23 protein-coding genes are annotated in these 25524 nt (G+C 58.1%); 7 read left to right on the forward strand and 16 right to left on the reverse strand.

Annotated elements, in window-relative coordinates:
• Positions 1 to 47: 47 nt before the first annotated feature.
• Positions 48 to 1124 (forward strand): glycoside hydrolase family 88/105 protein, encoded by a 1077-nt coding sequence (locus tag PTZ19_RS02875; protein ID WP_276352249.1) that lies wholly within the window; start codon positions 48 to 50, stop codon positions 1122 to 1124.
• A 68-nt stretch (positions 1125 to 1192) separates the two neighbouring features.
• On the opposite strand, the gene PTZ19_RS02880 is transcribed toward PTZ19_RS02875, so the two are convergent.
• Positions 1193 to 1408, reverse strand: coding sequence for a CDGSH iron-sulfur domain-containing protein (locus PTZ19_RS02880; protein WP_276352250.1), 216 nt, complete (start codon positions 1406 to 1408; stop codon positions 1193 to 1195).
• 184 nt (positions 1409 to 1592) lie between these two features.
• Here PTZ19_RS02880 and PTZ19_RS02885 point away from each other — a divergent pair, with 184 nt between their 5' ends.
• From PTZ19_RS02885 to PTZ19_RS02905, 5 genes are all read left to right on the forward strand, one after another.
• A complete protein-coding gene (locus PTZ19_RS02885) occupies positions 1593 to 3029 on the forward strand; it encodes an MFS transporter (RefSeq protein ID WP_276352251.1) in 1437 nt (478 codons plus the stop codon).
• 57 nt (positions 3030 to 3086) lie between these two features.
• The gene (locus PTZ19_RS02890; protein ID WP_276352252.1) at positions 3087 to 3560 is read left to right on the forward strand and encodes a hypothetical protein; all 474 of its coding nucleotides are present in this window, start codon (positions 3087 to 3089) and stop codon (positions 3558 to 3560) included.
• Positions 3557 to 4753, forward strand: coding sequence for a response regulator transcription factor (locus tag PTZ19_RS02895; protein ID WP_276352253.1), 1197 nt, complete (start codon positions 3557 to 3559; stop codon positions 4751 to 4753). The genes PTZ19_RS02890 and PTZ19_RS02895 overlap by 4 nt, the downstream gene beginning before the upstream one ends.
• Positions 4754 to 4838: 85 nt before the next feature.
• Positions 4839 to 5291, forward strand: coding sequence for a DUF2269 family protein (locus PTZ19_RS02900; protein WP_276352254.1), 453 nt, complete (start codon positions 4839 to 4841; stop codon positions 5289 to 5291).
• A 10-nt stretch (positions 5292 to 5301) separates the two neighbouring features.
• Complete coding sequence (locus PTZ19_RS02905; RefSeq protein ID WP_276352255.1) at positions 5302 to 6117, forward strand: arylamine N-acetyltransferase; 816 nt, start codon at positions 5302 to 5304, stop codon at positions 6115 to 6117.
• 82 nt (positions 6118 to 6199) lie between these two features.
• Here the strand turns inward: PTZ19_RS02905 and PTZ19_RS02910 are convergent, their stop codons facing one another.
• From PTZ19_RS02910 to PTZ19_RS02980, 15 genes are all read right to left on the reverse strand, one after another.
• The gene (locus tag PTZ19_RS02910; RefSeq protein ID WP_276352256.1) at positions 6200 to 7066 is read right to left on the reverse strand and encodes a sensor domain-containing diguanylate cyclase; all 867 of its coding nucleotides are present in this window, start codon (positions 7064 to 7066) and stop codon (positions 6200 to 6202) included.
• Between the two features lie 92 nt (positions 7067 to 7158).
• Positions 7159 to 8796, reverse strand: a complete 1638-nt coding sequence (locus PTZ19_RS02915; RefSeq protein ID WP_276352257.1) for a glycoside hydrolase family 5 protein — start codon at positions 8794 to 8796, stop codon at positions 7159 to 7161.
• 52 nt (positions 8797 to 8848) lie between these two features.
• Complete coding sequence (locus PTZ19_RS02920; protein ID WP_422614957.1) at positions 8849 to 9256, reverse strand: helicase-related protein; 408 nt, start codon at positions 9254 to 9256, stop codon at positions 8849 to 8851.
• A 359-nt stretch (positions 9257 to 9615) separates the two neighbouring features.
• Positions 9616 to 10011, reverse strand: a complete 396-nt coding sequence (locus PTZ19_RS02925) for a hypothetical protein (RefSeq protein WP_276352258.1) — start codon at positions 10009 to 10011, stop codon at positions 9616 to 9618.
• A 130-nt stretch (positions 10012 to 10141) separates the two neighbouring features.
• Complete coding sequence (locus tag PTZ19_RS02930) at positions 10142 to 10978, reverse strand: carbohydrate ABC transporter permease (RefSeq protein WP_276352259.1); 837 nt, start codon at positions 10976 to 10978, stop codon at positions 10142 to 10144.
• Between the two features lie 23 nt (positions 10979 to 11001).
• Positions 11002 to 11877: a carbohydrate ABC transporter permease gene (locus PTZ19_RS02935; RefSeq protein ID WP_276352260.1), complete on the reverse strand. Its 876-nt coding sequence runs from the start codon at positions 11875 to 11877 to the stop codon at positions 11002 to 11004.
• Between the two features lie 96 nt (positions 11878 to 11973).
• Complete coding sequence (locus PTZ19_RS02940) at positions 11974 to 13269, reverse strand: ABC transporter substrate-binding protein (RefSeq protein ID WP_276352261.1); 1296 nt, start codon at positions 13267 to 13269, stop codon at positions 11974 to 11976.
• Positions 13270 to 13496: 227 nt separating this feature from the next.
• Positions 13497 to 14672, reverse strand: a complete 1176-nt coding sequence (locus PTZ19_RS02945; RefSeq protein WP_276352262.1) for a response regulator — start codon at positions 14670 to 14672, stop codon at positions 13497 to 13499.
• Positions 14650 to 16449, reverse strand: a complete 1800-nt coding sequence (locus tag PTZ19_RS02950) for a cache domain-containing sensor histidine kinase (RefSeq protein ID WP_276352263.1) — start codon at positions 16447 to 16449, stop codon at positions 14650 to 14652. Before PTZ19_RS02950 ends, PTZ19_RS02945 begins: the two co-directional genes overlap by 23 nt.
• Before the next feature lie 112 nt (positions 16450 to 16561).
• The gene (locus PTZ19_RS02955; RefSeq protein WP_276352264.1) at positions 16562 to 17464 is read right to left on the reverse strand and encodes a nucleoside hydrolase; all 903 of its coding nucleotides are present in this window, start codon (positions 17462 to 17464) and stop codon (positions 16562 to 16564) included.
• A 28-nt stretch (positions 17465 to 17492) separates the two neighbouring features.
• Positions 17493 to 19250, reverse strand: a complete 1758-nt coding sequence (locus PTZ19_RS02960; RefSeq protein ID WP_276352265.1) for a DUF5605 domain-containing protein — start codon at positions 19248 to 19250, stop codon at positions 17493 to 17495.
• Between the two features lie 32 nt (positions 19251 to 19282).
• A complete protein-coding gene (glpK, locus tag PTZ19_RS02965; protein ID WP_276352266.1) occupies positions 19283 to 20782 on the reverse strand; it encodes a glycerol kinase GlpK in 1500 nt (499 codons plus the stop codon).
• A gap of 10 nt (positions 20783 to 20792) precedes the next feature.
• Complete coding sequence (locus PTZ19_RS02970; protein WP_276352267.1) at positions 20793 to 21731, reverse strand: transketolase family protein; 939 nt, start codon at positions 21729 to 21731, stop codon at positions 20793 to 20795.
• Positions 21732 to 21733: 2 nt separating this feature from the next.
• Entirely contained in the window at positions 21734 to 22579 is an 846-nt protein-coding gene (locus PTZ19_RS02975; RefSeq protein ID WP_276352268.1) for a transketolase, read from the reverse strand.
• Between the two features lie 18 nt (positions 22580 to 22597).
• Positions 22598 to 24031, reverse strand: coding sequence for an L-fucose/L-arabinose isomerase family protein (locus PTZ19_RS02980; protein WP_276352269.1), 1434 nt, complete (start codon positions 24029 to 24031; stop codon positions 22598 to 22600).
• A 234-nt stretch (positions 24032 to 24265) separates the two neighbouring features.
• Here PTZ19_RS02980 and PTZ19_RS02985 point away from each other — a divergent pair, with 234 nt between their 5' ends.
• Positions 24266 to 25336 (forward strand): LacI family DNA-binding transcriptional regulator, encoded by a 1071-nt coding sequence (locus tag PTZ19_RS02985; RefSeq protein ID WP_276352270.1) that lies wholly within the window; start codon positions 24266 to 24268, stop codon positions 25334 to 25336.
• The last annotated feature ends 188 nt before the right edge of the window (positions 25337 to 25524 follow it).

The raw sequence follows: 25524 nt of genomic DNA on the forward strand, positions 1-25524 counted from the left end.
TGCAGAAGGGGGAACGATCGTTGATGTTGCAGAAGGAGTTTGCTCCGATGGAATGGGCGGAAAAAGCCTGCGAGGCGCTCATGGCCAAATTCGAGCCGGAAAACCTTCCGCCGGACCGGTTTCACTATCATCAAGGGGTTTTCCTGTCGGGAATGGAGAAATGCTGGCAGGCGACCGGAAAGCAAGCGTATTTGGACTATATCAAACGTTGGGTGGACAGCCAGGTTCTCGAAGACGGCAGCATCCGGAAGTATCATGCCGACGAACTGGACGATATCCAGCCCGGCATCCTGCTGTTCAATCTGTATGAGCAAACGGAAGACGAACGGTATGCGAAAGCGTTGCATACGCTTGTCCCCTTATTGAAGGCATGGAAAAAAAATCCGTCGGGCGGCTTCTGGCACAAAGAACGGTACCCGAATCAAATGTGGCTGGACGGCCTGTACATGGCGGGTCCCATCGCCGTCCAATACGCCAAGACGTTCGGCGCGAGCGAATATTTCGATCTGATGACCTTCCAGGCGCTCTTGATGGCGGAGCATACCCATGATCCCAAGACCGGCTTGCTGTACCACGGATGGGACGAAACGAAAGCAGCCCCGTGGGCCGACCCCGTCACCGGTCGGGCGCCGGAGTTCTGGGGCCGCGCGATCGGCTGGTACGCCGTCGCTGTGCTGGATATGTTCGAATACTTGCCCGAGGATCACCTGGATAAGCCCAAGCTGGTCCGCATCCTTCAAGATTTGCTCGTCGCCTTGACGAAATACCAGGATGCCGTCACCGGCTTATGGTATCAAGTCGTCGATAAAGGCGACCGGCCGGACAACTGGTTGGAGAATTCCTGCAGTTCCTTGTACGCGTATGCGATCGCCAAAGCCGTGCGAATGGGCTATCTGGACGCCCGGTACCTGCCCTATGCCTGGAAAGGATATCAAGGCGTCATCGACACGTTGACGTTCGACGAGAACGGGCATGTGGTCATCGGCCGGATCTGCATCGGCACGGGCATCGGGGATTACGCCCACTATATCGCGCGTCCGACGAGCGAGAACGATCTGCACGGCGCCGGCGCTTTCCTGCTCCTATGCGCGGAGATGGATCGGGCCGCGGACCGCAGTTCGTAGATGTTCATCATGCATGCCGGCAACCCGGTCTCGAGGCGAGACCGGGTTGCCGTTTTCCATGGGCTTTCTTAGTCTTTCTTCGCTCTCGGAGCGCTTTCGAAACCGATCGACTTGTGCGTTCCGTCGCAAAACGGCTTGTTGCCCGATGCCCCGCACCGGCACAGCGAGAACGATTCCTTGTGCTCGAACGGGTTGCCTTCCGCGTCCACGAGCACGACATCGCCCGTCACGCGGAGAGATCCGTTGTCGTTCACTTTGATCGTCACTTTGTTCGCGTCCGTCATAAGTCCGCCTCCTCCGAAGGATCATCTTTACCATTATACCCGGTGTTAACGCGAAAAAGAAAAGCCGTCGCTCCTGCAGCCCGCAGAAGGCCGGACGAGCGTTTTGCGGGGGAAACGGCCTTTCATGGTATAATGGGACGAATTCATCATGATCCGAAACCGAAACGCAAAAGGAGCTTCACCCTTGGACAACGCGACTGCAGAACGGAATCCCGATTCCCTCGGAAACTCCTCCCGAACGCCGAATCGCTGGCTGATCCTGGCCAACGTTTCGGTCGGAACTTTCATGTCCACCCTGGACGGCAGCATCGCCAACGTGGCCTTGCCTACCATCTCCGAGCAGCTGAATACGCCGATTCACGTCGTGCAGTGGGTATTGACCTCCTACCTGCTTACCATCTGCGCTACCTTGCCCATTATGGGCAAGCTGGCGGATTTGTGGGGACGCAGCCGGATTTACAATTACGGCTTCCTCTTGTTCGCGCTGGGCTCGGCTTTGTGCGGACTGTCGCATACGTTCCCGATGCTGGTCGCTTCCCGCGTCGTTCAAGCCATCGGCGCCTCGTGTCTGATGTCGAACAGCCAGGCGATCGTTGCGGAAGTATTCTCCCAGGGCGGGCGCGGGCGCGCGATGGGCATCACCGGCACGATGGTGTCGCTCGGCTCGCTGACGGGTCCCGGCATCGGCGGGATTCTCGTCGGTTGGCTCGGCTGGCCCTCGATCTTCTGGATCAACGTGCCGATCGGCATCATCGGGTTCATCGCCGGGCTCTACTTGCTGCCGCGCCCCTCCGGCCTGCCGAAGCGGGAACGGTTCGACTATGCCGGCTCCGTCCTGTTCATCGCGGGCATGTTCTCGCTACTCTATACGTTATCCAACGCCCAGGACTGGGGTTGGGCGTCGCCCGCCACCTGGGGGGCGTTCGCCGCGTCGATCGCCGTATTGGCCGTTTTTTACGTCTGGGAACAACGCGTTTCGAATCCGATGCTCGACCTCGGCCTTTACCGCATCCGCGCATTCGCGATCGGCAACGCCGCGGCGCTGCTGTCGTTCATGGCGCTGTTTTTCTCCAACGTCATGATGCCGTTCTACATGGAAAACGTCCTCGGCTATTCGACGGAGCAGACCGGCTATACGATGATGATCTATCCGCTCACGATGGCGGTCGTCGCGCCGCTGTCCGGCTGGCTGTCCGACCGGATCGGACCGAATCTGCTCACGACGGCGGGCCTCGCGGTCAACGCGCTGGGCTTCGGCTTGCTGAACGCGCTCTCGGCTCATGAGCCTTCCTGGGTCGTGGGACTGCATCTGTCGCTGTTCGGGCTCGGGGGCGGCTTGTTCCAATCCCCCAACAACTCCAGCGTCATGGGCGCCGTGCCGAGACCGAAGCTGGGAACCGCGGGCGGGCTGAACGCGCTCGTGCGGAACGTCGGCATGGTGCTCGGCATCTCGCTGTCCGTCTCGATCTATTCCAGCCGCCTGCGGCATTTGGGTGTCGACGCCGGCGCGTCCGCGGGCGGTCCGGCGGCTTTAAGCGCGCTGCATCTCGTATTCTGGACCGCCATGGGCGTCTGCCTGCTCGGCTTGGCGATCTCCGCCAGGCGGATCCGCCATGCATGAGTCTGTTCACTCAGATCGCGTCTAATGGAGTCAGACAGGAGGAAATCGAAACCCGCCATGCGGAAACCGCCGCAAGAACTGATCGACTTTACGCAACGGCACGTTCCGATCTTTATCCATTTGGCGGCAGCCATGCCGAACGAAGTCCCTTTCCTGTGCAGGGGGTACGGATTCGAGCTGGACGCCGGGACGGAGCGGCTTTGGGTCTATATACTGAAGAATCAGGGGTTAAGATTGAAAGAATACGGTCGACCGTTAGGGATTCTATCCGCGCTTCTCACCTCGGGAGTGGATAACGAATCCTATCAGTTGAAAGGGCGATTCGCGGATGTCCGGTCTCTATCGAAAGAAGACGCTTCCCTGCTGGCGGAACGACACCGATGGGTCGCCTTGCATACGCCCGCGCTGGCGCCGATCGTACGCGTGAACGCTTCGGACTGTCTGGCCGTCGGCTTGCGGGTTCAAACCGTTTACGTGCAGACGCCCGGGCCGAATGCCGGTTTCCCGCTGTGGGAAGGGGGAGACCGATGATCCCTCCGGAAGATCTCCTGCCGATCTTCGAAGGCGTGTTTCCTTCCGCCATCGTCACCGGTTCGGCGCAAGGGGTCCCCAATGTCGCCAATCTGACCCGGGTTTGGCACGTCGGAAGCAGCCATGTCGCCGTTGCCGACCAACTTTTAAACAAAACCTACCGGAATTTGATGGAGTGTCCGTTGGCCCTGCTGAAAATGATCCACCCGCAGAGTCTGATCCATTGGGAAATTTCCGTTCGTTATCTCCAAACCGAAAACGAAGGTCCCCTGTTCGAACGGGTCAGGGACGATCTCCTGACCGTTTCTTGGATCGCGGGCGTCCGGCTGCCCGCCGAGCTGCGGGGCGTATTGGTGTTCGAAATCCTGAATATCCGCCAATGCGCCGAAGAAGCCCTGCATCTGAAGCACAATCCGGAGACGTACGGGGATTTTCTGAATGCTCTGGCCGCCGCGCACCAATGGAAGCAGCTCTCCTATTGGATTCCCGTAGAGAACGGCCAACACGTAAAACTGCAGGCTTCCCGCGGGATTCCGGGCGCCGGAGTCGATTCGTCGGTATTCGGTTACATGGAGCGATTGGCCCGATTGGTTCTGAAAGAACGGCGCGTCATCCGCCTGAATAACATCCGCTCGTTGCTGCGGTATTTTCATTCGATGGAACCCGATGCCCGGCGACGGGCGGAAGAAAACCGGTCCGCCGGATTTCCCGTAACGGAGGCCACTCCTTCCCACTACTTGGGACTTCCCGTCTTCGTAAGCGGGTCATGGGTCGGGATCCTCTGCTGCGAAGACTTGCAGGGCCCGGCCGATTCCGTCCCTGCCTTTGAAGACCGCTACTTCACGATTCTCGCCGCGAGCATCGGCGAAGCGCTGCTGCAAAGTTCGGCCGTGCCCGAGGAAGAACGGGAAACGCTGTTCCGGCAAGCCGTGGAACGCGCCAAGCTGCAGTGGGGCAAGGAAGCCGCCCCCTTCCCTTCCATGCTTAGCGCAAGGGAACGCCAAGTGGCCTTGCAGGTGGCCGAAGGGCTTAGCAATGCGGAAATCGCCAAACGATTGTTCATCAGCCCGCGAACGGTCACTACGCATCTGGAACGGATCTTTCAAAAACTGAACGTGCCTTCCCGCGCCGCGCTGACCCGATACGTGCTGGAAAAAAATCTTTTCGCGGACGAGCCGGAACCGCGGGAATAAATACGTATTTTCACCGATACAAGGCGATTCCGCCGGCCGCTATGATGAGAGAGGAAACAAAACTCTCACGAAAGCGGTGTTCCCTATGGTTTGGTTGGTTGCGATTCACGTCTTGTCCGCGGTGCTGGGTTTGGGACCGGCATTCGCGTTCCCGTTCATGCTCCGGAGCGCTTCCACGGCCCCAGAGATGAAACGGAATTTGCAACAGGTCTCGTACCTGGAAACGTTCCCGAAGATCTTCGGGACGCTCGCGGTTCTCTCGGGACTGGGATTGTTCTTCTGGGGATCTTACGGGCCGTTTATGCAAGTGTGGATTATCGGTTCGCTTATGGTCTATGCCGCGATCGAAATTCTCGTCATCGGGTTCCTGAATCCGGCGGCGGCGAAGCTTCTGAAGCTCCTGGGCGAAAGCCGGGCAACGGCGGCCGAGCCGCCGAACCCGGAGATGATCGGCTTGTACGCGCGAACGCGGAATCTCCATCTCTGGTCGGGCGTTTTGGGCATCGTTCTCTTAACCCTGATGATCGTTAAACCTTGAGGGGATCGCCATGGATCGCGCGACTCAGCGTCAGTATTTGTCGTTCCTGCAGGCGGCGCCGCAAGAACCGTCTCTGGATTATTTGCGATTCTTGATCAGAAGGCACCTGCATCGGTTCCCTTTCGAGAACGCGAGCAAGTTCCATTATTACGCGAATCATGGGAAGACGGGTTTTCAGTGGTTTCCGTCCGTGGAAACGTTCTTGGAAAACTTCGAGCGCATGGGCTTCGGCGGCAATTGTTACATCCTGAACGCCCATTTCGGACAACTGCTCCGGTCCCTCGGGTTCCAAGCGGAAACGGTAAGAGCGACCAACGGCAACGTCCACCTGGCCAATAAAGTGACCGTCGAAGGCCGGTCGTACTACGTCGACGTAGGTTATGGAGCCCCGCTGTTCGATCCGCTGGATCTCGAAGAACAGCCCCGGTTCTCGCGGTTCGGGGAAGAAATCGAGATCCTCCGGCTGGATAACGATCGGTTCATGATCGACCGGAGAGCGAACGGGCAAAGCATCGTCACCAAATCCATCGAATGGAAGCCGGTCGCGCTGCGGGATTTTGAAGCGGATATTACGCATTCGTTACGGGATGAAGAGGAGAATCCGTTCATGCGCCGGATCGTCGCGACGTTATTCCGACCGGACGCTGCCTGTTCCGTCATCAATCGGAAGTTGTTCGTCAAATCCGAACGCCACGTCGCGGTTCATGAATTCACGGCGAAACGGGAATGGATGGACATGATGGGGAAAACGTTCGGTTTGCGGGAGGAAGCGCTGAATTCCGCGCTCGGGTTTATCGCGGAAAGAGGGCACCGCCTGTTTCCGTAAGGGACGGCAACGGCGAACGGAAAAAATGCCATGCTTCGGACAAAGCCGAGGCATGGCATGATCGTTTCGCGGATCCGGAAAGTCAGAGCCGGTTTTTCGTTTCGTTTTTGGCCCGGTACATCCCCGCATCGGCATTCCGGATGAGCGCCTCCAACGATTCCCCGTCTTCGGGGAACAGGGAAACCCCGATACATGCGGTCACGCGCAGCGTTTGGCCCGCAACCCGATAAGGTTCGGAGATCGCGTCCCGAATCCGTGCGGCTAACGAATCCAACTCCGCCCGGTTTTCGACGGCGGCTCGGAAAACGGTGAATTCGTCTCCGCCCCACCGAGCCGCAAAGCCCTTGTCTTCGACCGTTCGCTTCAACCGATTCGCCGCTTCGGCCAGAAGCAAGTCCCCGACTTGATGGCCGTACGTATCGTTAACGGATTTGAATCCGTCCAAATCAAGCAGCATCAGGCCGTGACGCGCGCCGGATTCTTCTAAATGCCGATCTGCGCGGCTTCCGAACGACCGGCGGTTGGGCAAACCGGTCAAGGCATCGTGGTAGGCCAGGTGCGAGATGGTCTCTTCCGCGATTTTGCGGTCGGTGATGTCGCGCCCGACGCCGATCTTCTGGACGATGTCCCCGTATGGATCGCGAATATATTCGACGGTCGTTTCGTACCAACGGTACTCGCCGTTCTTATGCCGAACGCGGCCGGTAAACCGCAGCGTGCCCTGATCGGTCACGGCGGAGTCGCGGAATTTGCCCAACAGCATATTGTCGTCCGGATGGTTGAATGCCGTCGCCGGTTTCCCGATGACCTCTTCCGGCCGATATCCGAGCAATGCGGTCACCGTCGGAGAGACATAGGTGAACACGCCGTCGGCCGAAAAGGACGAAATGATGTTTTGGGATTTCTCCGATAGGAACTTGAACATTTCCTGAATGTCCGATGTTTGCATGCTTGACGGCCCCACCTTTAGACCTCGGGAAGAATCCTGCTAGCCTCATTATATCATTCTCCCCTCTGGGCATAAGGGCCTCGCGTAAAACCTTATTTTCCCTGAAGTCTGCCGAACGCGATTTTCTCCAGTCGCAAGATTCCTTCGTTGACCGCGATTTTGACCTTGGACTCCCCGGCCCCAGCAAGCGCGATCGCGGGAGACGTCCGTTTGCCGCCCGGCGGCAATTCGAGCTCCGCCATCTTGCGTTCATCCTGAAACACCGACACGGATACGGGCGACTCACAGCCGTAGACGAACGAAACGCCGCTGTCCTCCGTCGTGCCGTTGACGGCGTACACGGCGAACTCGCCGGCTTCTAATTCCAGTACGAACCGGTCCCATAAAACGTCGAAGAAGAACCGTTTGTCCAGCGACTCCAGCGGAACGTCCTCGACGATCCGCATGCCGGTCAACGCCCGATAACCGAACGGATTTCCTTCTTCCCGCCTGCCGCTGAAGGATACGCCTTTGCCCGGCAGCTCATCGAAGTCGGTCGCGCGGACGGAGCATCCCGGCGTGCGGAACACGGAATGGGTGACTTCCGGGTTGTACGCGCAGTTTTCGACCTTGACGTTATGCAGGTATTCGTCGAAAACGGCCCTGGCTCGTCCGAAACCCGGATGGGGACCGCCTTTCGCGTACGCGATGATTTCATTCCAGCCTTCGGGCGGCCGAATGGAGTAAGGAGAATTGGCTCCGTCCATTTTTTTCCATGGCCATAGATTGATCCCGATGTTCAATTGCAGCGACAGCGGGTAGAACGCCGCATACCATTCCGGCACGTTTTCCCCCGTCTCGCCCAGCCACAACGGAACGTTCCATCGCTCGGACAGCTCGATGAATTCCTTCAAGGACGCGATCTCCGGCAAACAAGCATAACGATGAAAATGGATCACCATGTTGCCGTCGTATTTCCGATGGAAAATATCCGTTTTCGTCGCCCAATGATGTCCTTCGATCGACAGCAGGTGCTTCCCGTCGATTTCCCGAATCGCCGCGATCGCCTCTTCATAGAATCGGACAAGCCGGGGCACCAGATGGTCGAAGCCCTTTTCCCCGGCGAACGGGGGCCGGATCGGTTCGTTGAGCAGATCGTACCCGCCGACGATCCAGCGGTCCTTATAGCGTTCGGCCAGCTTTCTCCACAAGGCGATCCCTTTGTTCCAGCTGTCTTCGTCCGTGAACAGCCTCGGCACGTCGTCGACGGAATCGTCGATGTTATGGCCCGTCTGGCCGCCGGGCGCTCCATGCAGATCAAGGAAGGCATAGAGGCGGAACTCCTCGCACCAATCCAAGCATCGGTCGATCCGGCGGAAGCCCTCTTCCTTCCAGACGATGCCCGGCTCGTCCTCCATCAGGATGCGCCAGTTGAACGGGATGCGCACGGAATTGTACCCTTGCTCCGCCATCCGGCGAATGTCCTCCCGGGTGACGTAATCGGACCGGAACCGCTCCCAAAATCGTTCGGTGTACGCGGACCCCGTCAGTTCCCGGATGACCGCCTCGATCCGCCGCGGCCGATCGAAGCGGGCGCTGCCGTCGCTTTTCCACATGTACCCTTCCGGAAGGAGCCAGTTTCCGAGTCCCCAGCCGCAGAGCACGATTTCTTCGCCGTCTCCGTTCACGAGGGATCGTCCTTCCGCCCTCAAGAAACCTTTCACCCGATCGTTGCTGAGCCTGGCAATCATCGTCTTGTCCTCCTCGGTCGAAGATTCGATGATTCCATTATAGAGTCGTCATTCAGCTCCCGTAAGGCGCGGAATTTCGGTTGACGGCGCGATTCTTCGGTTCCGAGCAGGCGAATTCGAACTCGTCGATCCGTCCGGCCGTCATCAGGTAATAGATGACGGCTTCCGGATGCCCCGAGGTCTGTCTGGAAATCCGGTTATTCCGCCCCGTCATGTCCGTGGATTTAAGCGGATAATCGTAATGGATCAAATGGTTCGCCGCCGTCACGTCCAGTCCCGCGTTCGCGGAATCCGTCAAGACCAGCACGGTCGATTCCGGCCTTTTGCCGAACTTCTCCAGGATTTCAATCACGTCGTGCACGGAGTCTTGATTCGTGATGTTGAGGACCGTCCGCGAGCCGAAACGCTCTTCGAGGAACGCTGCCAGGTCCGAGGCGACGACGTTCGATTTCGTGATCAATACGGCCTTTTCCCTCCGCTCCCGAATCCGCGAGACGATATCGGCCAGCGCGTCCCGTTTGCGCGGATTCCGGTNCGTTCGATTTCGTGATCAATACGGCCTTTTCCCTCCGCTCCCGAATCCGCGAGACGATATCGGCCAGCGCGTCCCGTTTGCGCGGATTCCGGTTGCACAACGATGCCATCTCTTCTTTAATGGCCATCATCTTTTTCTTTTCCTCGATGGAGGAAGCGCGGCCGTCCCGTTCGGAAGCCGCGAAATACTCGTTCAATAGCACGTTGTACCGGCTGTCATCCGGCTGTTCCAACGTAACGGCGATCGGGGTCTCCACGATTTTCATTCGCCGGCGGCCTCCTTTCTCAGGCGCGATTCAGGAAATCTACGATATGCTCTTCCAGCTCTATCGCCGCGTTCTCATAGGATGGATCCATGAAATACCCTGCCGTTTTCGCGCCCGGAAAGTTCCATTTCGTGGGCATGCCCAGAAAGAAGCGCTGACACTCCCAAATGACGATTCGGCGCGAGTCCAATACCGTCTCGTTGCGCGAGACCGTTAGCGTTACCTCGGAGCGGTAATAGGGAGAATACGAATCGTGGCCTTCCCGCGACATCCGGAACTTGACGTCCACGTTACTGGCGGCAGCCGGTTCTCCGTATATGAGATTCATCCGGTCGCACCATTCGCTCCATTTCCGTTCGGCTTCCGTGATTTTTCCTTTCAACGTTCCGGTAAACTCGTATTGTTCCAGTCTCATGCTGCGGCCCCCATCTATCTGCAGGTTATGAAGTTCCGTTCCATTATCTCACGCGAAAACGCGAGAGCCGCCGGAGAAATTTTCCAATCCGCAAGCAAAAAAAAAAGCCGACGCCGAATAAACTCCGACGTCAGCCTTTCACCGAGCCGGCCAGGCCCGATACGAAATACTTCTGGAACAGCAGATAAACGACGAGCGTCGGCACGATGGAGATGAGCACGCCGGCGTTGAGCAGCGGATAATCGGTCGCGCGTTCGCCGCGGAACGACATGAGGCCCGTCGTAATGAGCTTCATCTTGTCGTCCGTGATGAAGATCTGCGCGAGCAAAAATTCGTTCCAGGTCGCCATGAAGTCGAAAATGACAAGCGTGGCGATGGCCGGCAGCGCGAGCGGAACGATGATCCGGAAGAACTTGCCGAAGTCGCCGCAGCCGTCGATCAGCGCGGCTTCATCGAGCTCCTTCGGAATCGTGCGGAAAAACCCGCGCAAAATCAGGATGCCGAACGGGATGCCGAATCCGACGTAGATGAAAAAAAGTCCGGGATACGTGTTGACCAAGTTCGTCTTGTGCAGGAAGATGTTCAAAGGAACGAGCGTCGCCTGCATCGGCACCATCATGCCGACCAGGAAAAAGGCGAACATCCCGTTGCTCCATTTGAACTTGAGCCGCGTCAGCGCGAATGCGGCCAGTGCTTCGATGAGAATGCCGAGCGGCACCTTCACTAAGCAGATGAACGCCGTGTTCTTCATGTACAAGCTCATTTTCCCTTGCTGCCAGGCTTTCAGGAAGTTGCCCCATTGGATTTTCTCGGGAAAGTAATAAAACGGATGGGACGCCAGATCCGCCCTCGTTTTGAGCGCCGTGAAGGCGACGAACACGATCGGGATGACGAATAAAGCGGCCAGTAGGATCAGGAACGTATACCTGGCCGCGTTCAGCGCCGGGTGCAGCCGCATTTCTTCCATCGCAGTTTCGCCTCCATTGCAACTTATACGTGTGATTTTTTCGTGGTGTAATAGACATACGGAATGATCACGACGAGCGTAATCAGGACGAGCGTCAGCGAGATGGCCGAACCGGTGCCGATGTTGGCGAAGCGGAACGTCTGGTAGTACATCCACGAGGCCAGCACCTGCGTGCTTTCCGCAGGACCGCCGCCCGTCATGCCGTAGATGATGTCGTATACTTTCATCGAGCCGATCATCGTCGTGGCGACGACGATAAGGAACGTTTCCCGCAGCAGCGGCAGCGTAATGTAACGGAACGTCTGACGACGCTTGGCGCCGTCGATGATGGCCGCTTCGTACGGCTCCTGCGGGATCGTCTGCAGTCCGGCCAAGAAGAGCACCATCGGCTGTCCGACCCCTTGCCATAATGCCGCAACGAACACCGCATACAGCGCGGTCTTCGGTTCCGCCAGCCAGGCATGGGTCCAAGATTCCAGGCCGATCGTTTCCAGCAGCTTATTTATGAAACCTTGCGTCGGGTTGTACATCCACGCCCAGCCCGAGGCGACCACGATGCCCGACAGCACGTAAGGGAAATAGAAAATGCCGCGGAATGCGGTACGCCCTTTCATTTTCCGGTTCAACAGCATGGCGAGCAGCAGTCCGAACCCCATGATGAAGACGAGCGAACCGACCATCCATAGCAAATTGTTCTTCAGCGCTTTTACGAACACGTTGTCGACCATGAACAAGTCGATGAAGTTTCGCAGGCCGACGAACTGTTTGTCCGGCGTCACGCCGTTCCAGCGGAACAGGCTCAAATACGAAGTATAGACCGCCGGAACGAAGATGACCGTCAAATAGACGAGCAGCGCGGGAGACAGAAACAGCCAGGGCTTCAAGTTCCTCAACGTCACGCGGTTTCTCCTTTCCAACAGGTTGGAGCGACCAATCGCTTGATCGCTCCAACGGTCTTCAGCGTCCGGTTCCCCGTGTACGGCTTCCGGCAAGATCTACTTGCTTTTCGCTTTGTAGGCGGCCGCCGCTTTCTCCATTTCTTCCGCGGCTTGCTGCGGCGTCCATTCCTTGAACGCGACTTTGTCTTGCGCTTCGAACAGCTTCTGTACGACTTCCTGCGGCAACGCCTGGTCCGTAATGAGGAACCCGCCGTCGTTCGCATGGTCGAGCAGCGTCTTGAGGTGCGGCATCTCCGGCGGCATATTCGCGTTCAAAACGGCAGGCGATCTGCCGGGATACTTGTTCATGACTTCGGCGCTCGTCAAATATTCGCCGAACTTGATGGCCGCGTCTTTCTTTGCGCCTTGCAATTCGGCATTCAACTGGAACATCTCGGAGAATACGGTCGCTCTCTCCGGCTTTTGATCGGTCGGGAACTTAAACACGTCGAATTCCGTATTGTCGAATCCTTCGCTGGAAATCGTGCCGTCGAACCACGTACCTTCGCTCACCATGCCTGCCTGCTTCTGGTAAATCAGATTGTCGGCCTCTGCCGGGTCCAGGGAAGAGTAGCCTTTCGGGAAATACCCTTTATCCGTGTATTCGCTCAGTTTTTCGAATGTTTTCACGACGGCGGGATCGTTCCAGGATGCTTCCAAATTGCTCAATTTGTCATGCAGCTCGGGACCGGCGAAGTGTTCCAACAGCTGTTCGGTAAGCCGCATCGTGTGCCACCCGCCTTTGCTGCCGAACGCCAGCGGTACGACGCCGCTCTGCTTCAACGTTTCGAGCGAAGCTTCGAATTCGGCGAACGTCTTCGGCGGCGCCAACTTCGCTTGTTCGAACACGCTTTTCGGATACCACATGCCCAGCACGTTCAAATGAATCGGGATGCCCGCTACTTTGCCGTCGTAGGTGGCCATATCGAGGGCGGCTTTGTTGTAAATTTCCGACCACTTGTGATCTTGCGCGACTTGCGTCAAGTCCAGCGTCAGCCCGTTCTCGGGGTAGAAAGATCCGAGCGATCCCCCCCAAGTGAACCACATATCCGGCAACGTTCTGGAGCTCGCCGCCACCTTGAGCGCTTCCTTGATCGGATCGGTCTCGTAATGCGTCACTTCCACTTCAAGATTCGGGTCGACCGCTCGGTAATCTTCAACCGCTTTTTCAACCCAATCCCAGTTGGCATTCAGCACCCATATGGACAACTTGACTTTCTCGCCCGCGGCCGGCTGACTGGATTGCTTGCCGGTATTGGTGCCGCCGTTACTGTTGTTGCTTGACGATCCGCATGCCGACAACAGCAGAGCCGCGAGCAGCACGCTGACCAAAGCGCACATCCACTTCTTCATGTTCCGTTCCCCCTGCCTCATCTCGTATTTTGATCGCGGAGCCCGGATGGATCCGTTGCTGCGCCCCACGTCAATCATTGTAACGGACCGGATTTCGGCGAAGTAGAAGCCCGTTTTGCGGTTTTGTTCGTTTTCGTGCGGAGTTGAGGATGGAGGAAGCGCGCGGTCGGCTCCGCCGATGGAAGAATGATGACATTTCGTACGTTTTGATGATCAGGCCGGGTCATTTACCGACTTCGGTACTCTAGAGGCGTGACGCCCGTGCGCTCCTTGAACAGCTTGCTGAAATAATGCGGATTCGCATAGCCGATATCCGCCGCGATCTCGTATACTTTGCGGTTCGTCTCGCGCAGCCGTTTCTGGGCGAGCTCCATCTTGTTGCGGATGATATATTCGCTGAAATTTTCTCCGACCTCCCGGTAGAACACGCGGCTCAAATGTCCGGGACTGACGTGAATCGCCTGCGCGACCTTGGCGAGCGAGATGTCTTCGACCAAATGGAGATCGACATACGCTTTCGCCTGCCGCACGATCGGATGATCGCACTGCTCATAAAGCGGGCTCCGCAGCAAAGCCTGCAAATAGGCTTCAGGCAGCTGTTCCATGTCCGCGTAGGACGGACTCGACGAATACAGCAGCGCCACGCTAAGCAGCTCCAGCACTTTATGCCGCAATTGATCCAGATAGCGGGTAAAGTCGGAAGGAACGTCTCCGCTGCGGGGCGTCAGAGGCGAGATCCAGATCACTTCCCTCAGTTGACGTTGAAACACGATCCCGCCCCAGTCTTTCGATACGTATTCGTCAATGAAATATTGGGTCGAAAGAAAACGCAGCTGCTCCGATTCGCCGTCGTGCAACACCGCATCGTCACGCTTGCGGAACACGACGAGCCGAAACCCGGAGGCGTACGTCTCGTCCCGCAGCTCCGGGAGCAACGGACTTTCCGGGTACGTGCAGGCATCCAGCAGCGACAGCAAATATTCGTTTCTTTGTTCCTGCGTCATCTGCTGCTTCGCCTCCGCCGTCTGTCTCAGCATATCGACCGCTTTGCCCAACGCCCCGGCGATTTCTTCTTCGTCCATGGTCGCTTTGTGCAAATAATCGACCGCTCCGATTCGGATGGCTTCCTTCGCGTATTGAAATTCGTCATAACTGCTGACAAAGATCACTTGCACTCCGGGATTGTGCGCTTTAATCCGTTTGGCCAATTCCAAACCGTCCATTCCCGGCATGCGAATATCCGTGAGCACGATATGAATGTCTTCGCGGCTGAGGATCCGCAGCGCTTCCTCGGCTCCGTTCGCCTCTGCTTTCCAGACGACGCCGTACCGTTCCCAGTCCACCATGAAACGAAGCCCTACCCGGACGATCGGCTCGTCCTCAACCGCTAGCAAGTTCCACATCGCCATCCTCCTCCCCTTCGATCCCCTTGAGCGGCATGCGGAGCGTCACGCAAGTCCAGTCCCCGCGCCTTGCGGCCTGCAGTCCGTAATCTTCGCCGAAACGGAGCCGGATTCTGTCCCGTACGTTGCGCAGTCCGATGTGCGACGGCTTCCGCTCTCGATCCTCAAGCGACTCAAGCTCCGTTCCCGGATGGAAACCCGCCCCATCGTCCGCCACTTCGATGACGAGCAAACGATTCTCGTCTGTCCGAACGGCCGCGACGATGATTCGCAATTTGCGTTCCAAGCCTTTCCCGCCGTGGAAAATGGCGTTTTCCAACAGCGGCTGCAGCAGCATGGGCGGAACGGCCGCTTGCTGCACCGAAGGGTCGATTCGCCACTCGATGTCGAACACGTTCGTATATCGCAAATCCATGAGCGCCGCGTAATCTTTGAGCAACCCGATTTCTTTCGCCAGCGGAACGAGATCGTCCTCCAGCCTCATATTCGCTTGCAGCAGCTTGCTGAGCGATTGAAGCAGCTTCGCGATTTGGGCGGATTGCTGCAGAATGGCCAGCATGCGAATGGAGTTCAGCGTATTGTACAGAAAATGCGGCTGAATCCGCGCGCGCAGCGCGTACAATTCGGCATGGCGCTTCTGCCGCTCCTTCTCCTCGATGGATTGGATCAACTCGTCCAGCCGGTGCACCATCTTCCCGTAGCTTCTTTCCAATAATCCGATTTCGTCTACCCGTTCGAAGGTGAACGGGACCTGGAACTGTCCTTTCTCGACGTCGCGCATGGAGCGGATCAAGCGATGAATCGGCTTCGACAGGCTTCTGGCCAGCAGCCAAGAGACGACCGCGGCCGCGAAGCTGACGGCAACGACGATCGCCAGGGTGAACTCCCGGATGGATCGGCTGCCCTGCAGCATTTCGTCGCGGTTAATTCCCATGTACACTTTCCAGCCCAAATATTCGCTCGTCTTGAAAACGCCGAGGTATGCCGGGCCTCCGCCTGGCAGCGCTTTCATTTCCCACGTTCCTTTTTTCTCCGCCTTAGGGGCGGCGAGCACGCTGTCGGCGACACGGTCGTCGGAAGCGTAGACAAGCATGCCGTTCCGGTCGAGCACCGTGACCTGAACGCCCGGCAGCTCCAGCGAACGGACGATTTTCGGAATGAATTCGGGGGAAATGAACATGGCGATCACGGCGAGCGGGCGATAATCGTCGTCCATCAGCAGCCGGGAACCGATAATGGCGGGAAAAGGCGCGCCCTTGAATTGCGTGATTTCCTGCACGCCGGTAATGACGAATCCGCCTTTGCGTTCCAGCACTTGGCGATACCACGATTCTGCTTTCACGTCCGCATCCGGATTGATCGTTTCGTTGCCGCTGATTCGATAGCCATTGATCGACCCGTTCATGCCGTATACCGTCAAGCCTTTAATCGAAGAATTGATCGACGGGTAGGCGCTCATGAGCCGAGCCATCGTCCGTTGCGCGACGATCTCCGCCGAGCCCCAATTTTCTTTCGATACGGGCGGCTGATTCAGAAACTGGAAGATGCCGGGCATATAGTACGGAAGCATCGTAAACCGGTCGAAATCGTTGATCTGGCGTTCGACGGAAGTCGTCATCTGGTCCAGGATCACGCTCAAGTCTTGCTCCGTCTGGGCATGGAACATGTCCGACGATTTCCGGTAAGCCGTCGTTCCGATGAGCAGCGCCGGTACGCAGCTCAGCAGAATGAACAGGACGAGCAGCTTCGTTCGGTACCGTCCGCTCTTCCCTCTCATGCGGGTCGCCCCCTCTTTTTCTATGCTGCTATAGCTAAATTCCCAATCACCGAAACCTCAGATGATTGGGAATTCGCCGATCGCCGGACGGCCGAATGCGGTCCGTTCGGATCTATGAGCCGTAATGAAGCTGAAGCTTGGCGTACATGTCTTCCAGCGTGAAGCGCGGATCGATGAAATGATACCATCGGACCAGGCGCTCTTTCTGGTCGTGCACGTACCGCATGTCCTTCGTAATTCGCGGCGCAGGCTTCATTTCGTACCCGTATTCGTGTTCATCCAGCAGCACGCTGACCGCCGGAGAATCGCCCAGGCTCCACATTTCGCCTTTGGGCCATGGCCCATTCCCGCCCATCCGAAGATTGAAGTCGACCAATTGCCGATAGAGGTATGCGCCGACTGGCCCGCAAGGCTTCACCCTGACGGCAAGCTCCGCGATGCCGACCCGGATCGTCGAGTAGACGTTCCGCGGAATGACCCACAGCGGAATCTCCGAACGGAAAATGACGTTGGCCGCGTCGATATCGTTGCTTAAATTGAATTCTTGTTCGCCGTTCGGCCACGCGCCTCCTCCAATCCATACCGCGGTCAATCGGCCGGCGATCGAAGGCTCTTGCAAGTAAGCGGCGGCCAAGTCCGTGATCGGGCCGAGGAAGATGACGTAGAGCGGCTTCGGATCGTCCGAGAGCGCTTCGCGGATGATGAGCTCGGCACCTTCGGACATCGCCGGAGTCCGTTCATCCGGCATCGCCTTTTCCGCGCCTTTGAAGATCGGCACTTCCTGCGTCAAATTCATCAGTTCCAGCAATTTGGCGACTTCGTCATAGCTTTCCTGCATCGATGCCGTCGTCCTGCGTTCCCCGAAGTGGGCAGCGATGATCCCTTTGACGATAAATCTTGGGGTGAGCAGCGCGTGAACGATCGCGAATTGGTCATCCGCTTCGTTCTTGGCGTCCGTGTTGATGATCAGGCGGATTTTTTTGCTCTCGGGAATATCGAACGGATGGTTCAACATGGCATTCATCCTCCTCGGACTCGGGTGATCATGACGTCCATTTCGTAAGCCGTACGGCTATGAACGGCCGAGCGGGCAGCTCAATCCGGAACGATCCTTCATACGGGTCCGGCAGCGTCTCGATCGTCATGTTCCAGGTATCGATCACCTCGACCCGATACCGGATGCCGATTTTGTGACGGAACGTCCGGAAACGGGGCCGGTTGAAGCCGAAATAATACAGATAATATTCGTCGCTCTTGCCCGCGCACGGCAAATCCCAGTCGGAGGGCAGCGGCTCGAGCACGCCTCCGGGGCTCTCTTCCATGATCCTTCGCAGGAAGGCGATCCGCTCCGGACTCGTTCCCGTCAACTTGCCGCCCTTGGACCACCATAGTACCTCTTCCGGATTCAGATAGGTTTCGCCATGCCCCGCGTAGCCGCCCCGGATCGCGCCTTCCCAGAAACGGCGGGTCATTTCTTCGCCGGTAATGTTGCCCCAGCCCTGATCGATGTCCCCTTCATACGCGCACTCGTCGATGACGATGGGCTTTCCCCACTGCTCGCGCCATTCGTTCGTCGCTTCAGCCGTCTTGTAGACGTCGATGCGCTGAATGCTGCAATGGGTCACCCATGGTTTCCCATAATCGTAGAACGTCCTGCAATTGTGAATGGACATGAGGTGTCCGTACGGATCATTCTCCGCCACGATGGAGGCGAAGCGCTCCCAATCCTCCTCCGTCTTCGCCCACATCAGATCGAATTCGTTGGCGAGCGACCACCACACGTTGGCGTAAGCCGCGAGACGCGCCGTCACGTACTTCAAGTACCGATCGTCGGCGGATTTCGGCATCTCGCTGAAGTCCCAGATGTCGTACGGATGGAACAGGATCAGGTCAGCCTCGATCCCAAGCTCGCCGAGCTGCGCGATTCTACGCTCCAGGTGCCGGAAGAAGGAAGGGTTGAATCTTTCGAAATCCCACCCCGTCTCGAGCGAGCCTTCGAACGGATACCGCGGCGGTTCATCCAGATTGTAGAGATAGGCTTTCGGAAACACGCACATGCGCACCTTATTGAAAGGAGATTCCCGCAGCGAACGAAGCGTCTGCTCCTCCAGCTCGCCCGATTGATGCGTCCACGCGTAGCAAGTCGTTCCGATCGGCAGGTAAGCCGTTCCATCCTCGTAGGCGAAATGGAACGTATGGTTCACGCGGACAGGACCATGGTCAGCCGGCTTGGCCGGACCGCATTGGAACCGTCCCTCAATGGAATCGAGCGATCTCGCGTTGCTTGCGGTGCGGAAAGACCATTCTCCTTCCGCATCCGGCATGAATCGGATTTTATACTGGCCATCGCCGTCATAGAAGCCTCTTTGACGAATGCTTCGTTCGCCGCAGCGGAAATCGGCATGGAGTTCTACGTCAACGAACGGATTGCCATGGGTCGGGCCGCTCAGCGATACTTCATAGACTCCCCATTTCGATGCGGTCGCCGCCGCTTGAACCGCGGCGGAGCCTATGGCGGTATCCGCGGATTCGTACGTATCCGAAGGAGGAGACGGCAACCTGTCGACCGGGCCGGTCGGTACCGGAACGGAGGCAAGCTCGTCTACGATCCGCTGGACCGCATGGTCCGGCAAGTCGATCGAGCGTCTCATCCCGTTTACGAATTCCTCTAGTGTATTCGTCTTCAAGAAGGAGAGCAAGTAGGGCTGGTCCAAAATGCTCGGAAAATGCTTCCTCAGCACGTCACGCGCCGGTTGATTGAGCAATAGTTCGCCTAGTCTGCTTTGATTCGAATAGACCATGGATTTTCTCCTCTCCTCTAGGGAAATTGTCCTTACACGGCGTGAACGCGGCCGACGACCGCGCGTACTGCCCGTTTCCAACCCTCGTAGTTTTTGTCGCGGGCTTCCGCCTCCATTGCGGGTGCATAATGATAGGCTTCGACTTCCAGCGCGGTTATCTCATCCAAAGACGTCCAGTAGCCCGCTCCGAGTCCGGCCAAATAGACCGAACCCATCGCCGATAACTCCGCAATCTTCGATATCCGCAGCGGCAAATGGAGCATATCCGCCTGAAACTGCATGAGCAAGGGATTCGCGGTGGCGCCTCCGTCCGCGTTGAGCTTGATCAGCGGGATACCGGTCTCCCCGGCCATCAATTCCGCGGCGTCCCGCACCTGGTAAGCGATGCTCTCCACCGCCGCGCGGACGATATGCTCCCGGCCGGTCGAGCGGTTCATGCCCGTGATCGACGCTCTGGCGTAAGGATCCCAATACGGCGCCCCCATTCCCACGAAGGCGGGCACCAGGTAGACGCCTTCGTTGTCCGGTATCCTCCGAAGCATGGCGTCCATTTCTTCGAAGGTTTCAAACAGGCCCAAATTGTCTCTCACCCACTTCACGGTGTCGCCGGAACTGCGGATAATGGCCTCGACCGCATACGTGACCTTCCCGCCGCGTCCCCAGGCGATGGTGGTCACCAATCCGTTGTTTGCCGCGACGGGTCGCTCCCCGATATTCATGAGCACCGACGTGCCCGTGCCGTAGGTGGCTTTGGCCATGCCGCGCTCCCAGCATTGTTGGCCGAACAGCGCCGCTTGGGAATCTCCGATGATTCCGGAAATCGGCACCGGTTCGGGGAACAGGTCCGGATCGGAAATATATCCGTATATCTCGTCGGAAGATTTGACTTCCGGCAGCAAGCTGCGCGGCACGCCGAAGAGGCCGCACATTTCGGCATCCCACGCGAGCGAGTAAATATTGAACAGCGAAGTGCGGCTGGCATTCGTATAGTCCGTCGCATGGACTTGGCCGCCGGTCAGTTTCCAGATCAGCCAGCTGTCCATCGTGCCCGCCAGCAGCTTCCCTTGCGCGAGGCGTTCTTGCGCCCCTACCGCGTGCTCCAGCATCCAGCACCACTTCGTCGCGGAGAAATACGGATCCAGCATGAGTCCGGTGGCGGCCTTAACGGCGGGACCGTGCCCCGCTTGCTGCAAGGCGGAGCATTGATCGGCCGTCCGCTGGCATTGCCAGACGATGGCGTTATGGACGGGCTTGCCGGTCGTCCGGTCCCACATCACGGCCGTTTCGCGCTGATTGGTGATCGTGAGCGCAGCGAGTCGGCTTGCGCCGATCCCGGCCTGCGCCAGCGCCTGGCGGGCCGTCCGTTTCACGTTCTCGTAAATTTCCTCGGGATCGTGTTCCACCCAACCGGGAGCCGGATAAATCTGCCGATGCTCCGCGGAGCTTCTGGCGAGAATGCGGCCGCTGCGGTCGACGACCAGCGCTTTCGTGCCCGACGTGCTTTGGTCGATCGCCAGGATGAAGGTTTCCATGCCCGCCACCTTATTTCCCCAGCATCCGCAGCGCGATCTGCTTGATATTCGAAGCGCTGATGCCGTAGTGCTCGAATACCTCGGACGTCTTGCCGGCGATGGCCGGTTCGTCCGGAATGCCCAGGATCCGCATCGGCACCGGCCGGTGCTGCACGACGACCTCCGCGACCGCGGCTCCCAGACCCCCGTGGATGCTGTGCTCCTCGACCGTAAGGATATGTCCGGTTTCCTCCGCCGCCTTGAGGATCGCCTCTTCATCCAACGGCTTGATCGTATGCATGTTGAGGACCCGGCAGGATACGCCCGCTTCTTTCAACGCTGCTTCCGCGTCGAGCGCGACCCGGACCGTCTCCCCCGCGGCGATGATCGTCAGATCCGTGCCTTCCCGCATCGTCACCGCGTTGCCGATCGCGAATTCGTAATCGTCCGACTCATACGAGTCTTCGACGGGGTTCCGCCCGATGCGGACGTATACGCCGCCTTCATGGCGGACGAGCGCTTCCGTCATCTTCTTCGTCTCGTGGCGGTCGGCCGGAAGGATGACGGCCAGCCCCGGTATGGCGCGGGCGACCGCGATATCCTGCACGGAATGGTGCGACATGCCCAGCGCGCCGTAGCTGACGCCGCCGCTGATGCCGACCAGCTTGACGTTGGTCGCGGAATAAGCGACGTCGACCTTGATTTGCTCGATGCTCCGCATGCTCAAGAAGCAGGCAGGCGACGTGACGAACGGTTTTTTGCCGCTATGCGCCAGCCCGGCCGAAATGCCGACGATGTTCTGCTCGGCGATGCCGACTTCCACGAACTGATCCGGGAACGCTTTGGCGAACGGGCCCATGGCCGCCGACCCTCTGGAGTCGCTGGCCAGCACCATGATGTCGCGGTCGTCTTTCGCCAGCTCCAAGAGCGTGTCGCAAATGACCTGCCGGTTCGCAATCGTATTCGCCATGATTATCGCACCTGCCCTTCCTGCTGGTAACGCTCGAGCTCCGCCGACAGTTCCTTCAGCGCGAGCTCCAGCTGCTCGTCGTTCGGCACGTGATGATGCCAGTGCGCGACGTTCTCCGCGAAAGACACGCCTTTGCCTTTGACGGTATTGGCCATGACCAGCGTCGGCTTGCCCTTCGCTGACGGCACCGCTTCGAACGCCCGTACGAGCGCGTCCATGTCGTTGCCGTCGATGGAGACGACGTTCCAGCCGAAGGCCGCCCATTTCTCTTCGAGCGGCTCCAGCCCCATGACGTCCTCCGTCGATCCGCTGATCTGCAGCCGGTTGCGGTCGACGATGCCGACCAGATTGTCCAGCTTGTAATGCGCGCCTGCCATCGCGGCCTCCCAGACCGAGCCTTCGGCCTGTTCTCCGTCCCCCATCAGGCAAAACACGCGGTAGCCGCGGTTGTCGCGTTTCGCCGCCAGCGCCATGCCGACGGAAATCGCCAGCCCGTGGCCGAGCGCGCCCGTGTTCATTTCGATGCCCGGCACTTTGTTGTTGGGATGTCCGATCAGCCGGCTGCCGAATCGGCTGTACGTTTTGAGCTCGTCTTTCGGGAAGAACCCCCGGTCGGCGAGAATGCACCAGAGCGATTCCACCGAATGGCCTTTGCTGGCGATGAAACGGTCGCGGTCTTCCCATTTGGGTCGGGCCGGATCGATTTTCATGATCTTGTAATATAGCGCAGTCAGAATATCGGCGTTGCTCAAAGAACCTCCCGTATGGCCGGTCTTCGCGCCGTGGATCAGCTTGAGCAGATCCATCCGGATTTGGGCGGCTTTCGCTTTCAGCGCCGTCGTTTCCATTCGTTTCCCTCCTCCGCTTTACAGCCCTGCGCCGCGCAGCCAAGCGCGGATTTCTTGTTCGGTCGGATCGACCGGATCCGGCGTCAGTCCCGGAATGTATTGGCAAGCTTCGTACAAGGCCGGGATCGCGTTCGCATGGATGCCGACCGAATGGTGGACGTACGGACCTTTCACCAGCTTCTCTTCCCAGAGCGGCCAGTCGTTCACTTCGACCCAAACGTAGGAGCCGCGGGTGTAAGGGCCTTGGATGCCGCGGGCTTTGCCGAGGAACATCTGATACTCGCCATGGTCGCCGTCGAAACGGGCCAGCGTCATGTTGCCGCCTTTGATCTCCCCTTCGTGCGTACCCGGGGAATGATCGTCGAACAGGAAGTGCTTGCGGAGCTTCGGTTTGTCCTCGACCGTCAGGGAGACCGGGAAGTTGCCGCAATGGAACAGCAGCTCTCCGTTCGGGTTCTCCGGGTGGCGGACCGTCAGGTCGGCGAAGAAGGTCGGATGCTGGTTCATCGTGGCCGCCTGCACCATGACCGAAGTGATCGCCCCGTGTATGTCCGTCTCGCAAGTAACCGGAATCTGCTCGTCGGTCAAGATGGCGTTCGCCAAGCAAGGCATGATGCCCATGGCGTCCTGGAGCGAAGACCAGCATTGGATCGCGATCGCGGTGCTGCCCGTTTTTTCCGCGTATTGCTTCATCGCGACTTTGAGGGCCGCGATGCGCCGGACGTCGGCTTCGGTCACTTCCGACCAGTCCAGCTTCGCCTTGATGTAATCGATCGCTTCGGCCAGCTCCGGGCTGTTGCCTTTCTCGATGCGCTGGGAAGCGCGCTGGATATCCACCAGCGTGATCGGATGGATCTCGATGCCGAACCGTTCGAGCAGTTCCCCTTCGTTGCACATCATCGTCCAGAAGGAGGCCGGGCGGGGTCCGATTTGCAGGATGCGGAGGCTGCGGAACTGGCGGACGACGTTCGCGGCCGCGACGAAATTCGTGAATCCTCTTTCGAAAACGGGATCGTTCACCCGGCTGTTCGTGACGTAAGTGAAGGGAACGTTAAACCTCCGAAGCACCTTGCCGGTCGCGAACAGGCCGCACTGCGTATCGCGGAGGCGCATGCCGTCCTCGAGCGGCGCTTCGTCCCGCGGTCCCCACAGCAGCACCGGCTTGCCCAGCGCTTTGCCGACGCGGGCGACCGTATCTTCCGTCCCGAAGTTGCAGTGCGGGAAAAATACCGCGTCCACGTTCTCCTGGCGGAAACGGCCGGCGATTTGATCGGCGTTAATGTGGTCGTCGTACAGCAGTCCTTCCTGGTTAAGCCCTTCCAGGTCGACGATGTCGATGTCCAAGCCGAAGCTCTCGATCTTTTCCTTGATCAGCACTTTGTAACGGAAGGCGTCTTCCGCGCTGAAGACGAAACGGCGCGTGGGTGCATAGCCTAACTTCAATTTTTTCATCCGATGCCCTCTCCCTCGTCCTAAACATTTACTTAACAAAATTAAGCGTTTACTTGCCGCAAACCAAATTTAACACTAAAATTGGGGGTGGTCAACGATATTTAGTCGATTTTAGTGGTGTTTTTATTAAGTTTATCTCTGAACTTAGTAAACATGTTTGGGATTAACCTTGCTTCTAAACCGTATTAACTGTACACTAAACTTACTAAACCCCATGGATCGAGGGATTCGACTTTGAAGATGGACGACATCGCCAGGCTGGCGGGGGTTTCCAAAGCGGCCGTATCGTTGGCGCTTAACGGCAAACCCGGAATCGGACCCGACACCCGGGAACGGATTCTCCAAATCGCGGCCGAACACGGTTACCAACCGAAAACGAGAACGGCCTCGCGCGATCAGCCGGCCGGTTCGATCACGTTTCTCGTATTCGCCAATTCCGGCATCGTGCTGGAGCAATATTACCAACAGCCCTTCTTCCGGGAGCTGATCCAGTATATCGAGGAACGCTGCAGGGCTCACGGCTATTCGCTGCTCTTCACTTCCGTGGACATGGCGAATTTCCAAGAAGGAATCCGGGCCGTAGCCGAAGAGAAGCGCAGCGACGGGGTCATCCTGCTCGGCACGAATTTGAACAAAGAGCGGCTGGAGCAAATCGCGGATTCATTGAACGGCCCGCTGGTCGTGCTGGACACCTGTTTCGAGACGCTTCCGATTCCGTTTATCCAGATCAACAACGTCATGGGAGGCTACCAGGCCGGTTCTCACCTGTGCAGGCTGGGTCATCGGGACATCGGCTATATCGCTTCGGACATTCGGATCCGGAACTTCGACGACCGCCGGGTCGGCTTCCTGCAGGCGCTTCGGGAAGCCGGGGCGGAGCTGGGCGCGGACAACGAGTTCGCGGTCGCGCCGACCATCCTGTCCTCGCAGGACGCCTTGAAAAAGCAGCTCTCCGCCTACCTGGACAAGGGACGCTCCTTGCCCACCGCCTTGTTCTGCGAGTGCGATTATATCGCCATCAGCGCGATCAAGTCGTTAAGCGAGCTCGGTTTCCGCGTGCCGGAGGACGTTTCCGTCGTCGGCTTCGACAACATCACCGAAGCGCTGATCGTCTCGCCCGAATTGACGACCGTCCACGTGGAAAAGGAACGCATGGCGCATTTGGCGGTCGACAGCCTCATGGAATCCATCGAATCGGGCTCGGCCGTCGCGGCTTCGAAAATCATGGTGGATACGCAGTTCATCGAGAGGTCGTCGTCCCGGGCTCCGGCTCCGGCTGCGGCCGCGAGCTTGGCGAAGGGGTAAATGGCGAATCGCCGCAAACAGACAAATTGAGCAGGCCGTCACGGCCTGCTCAATTTGTTGAAATCCCTTTAACAAGCCCCCATCTTGCGGTCGCCTAGCGGAATAGATTCCGAATATCCAACAGAATCAAGATACCGGGATGCTTTATGTAACTTTTTTCACTGGCGTTGCATAAACACTGACATCAG

It is taken from the genome of Cohnella caldifontis (assembly GCF_029360585.1).
GTDB classification, from domain to species: Bacteria; Bacillota; Bacilli; order Paenibacillales; family Paenibacillaceae; genus Cohnella; species Cohnella caldifontis.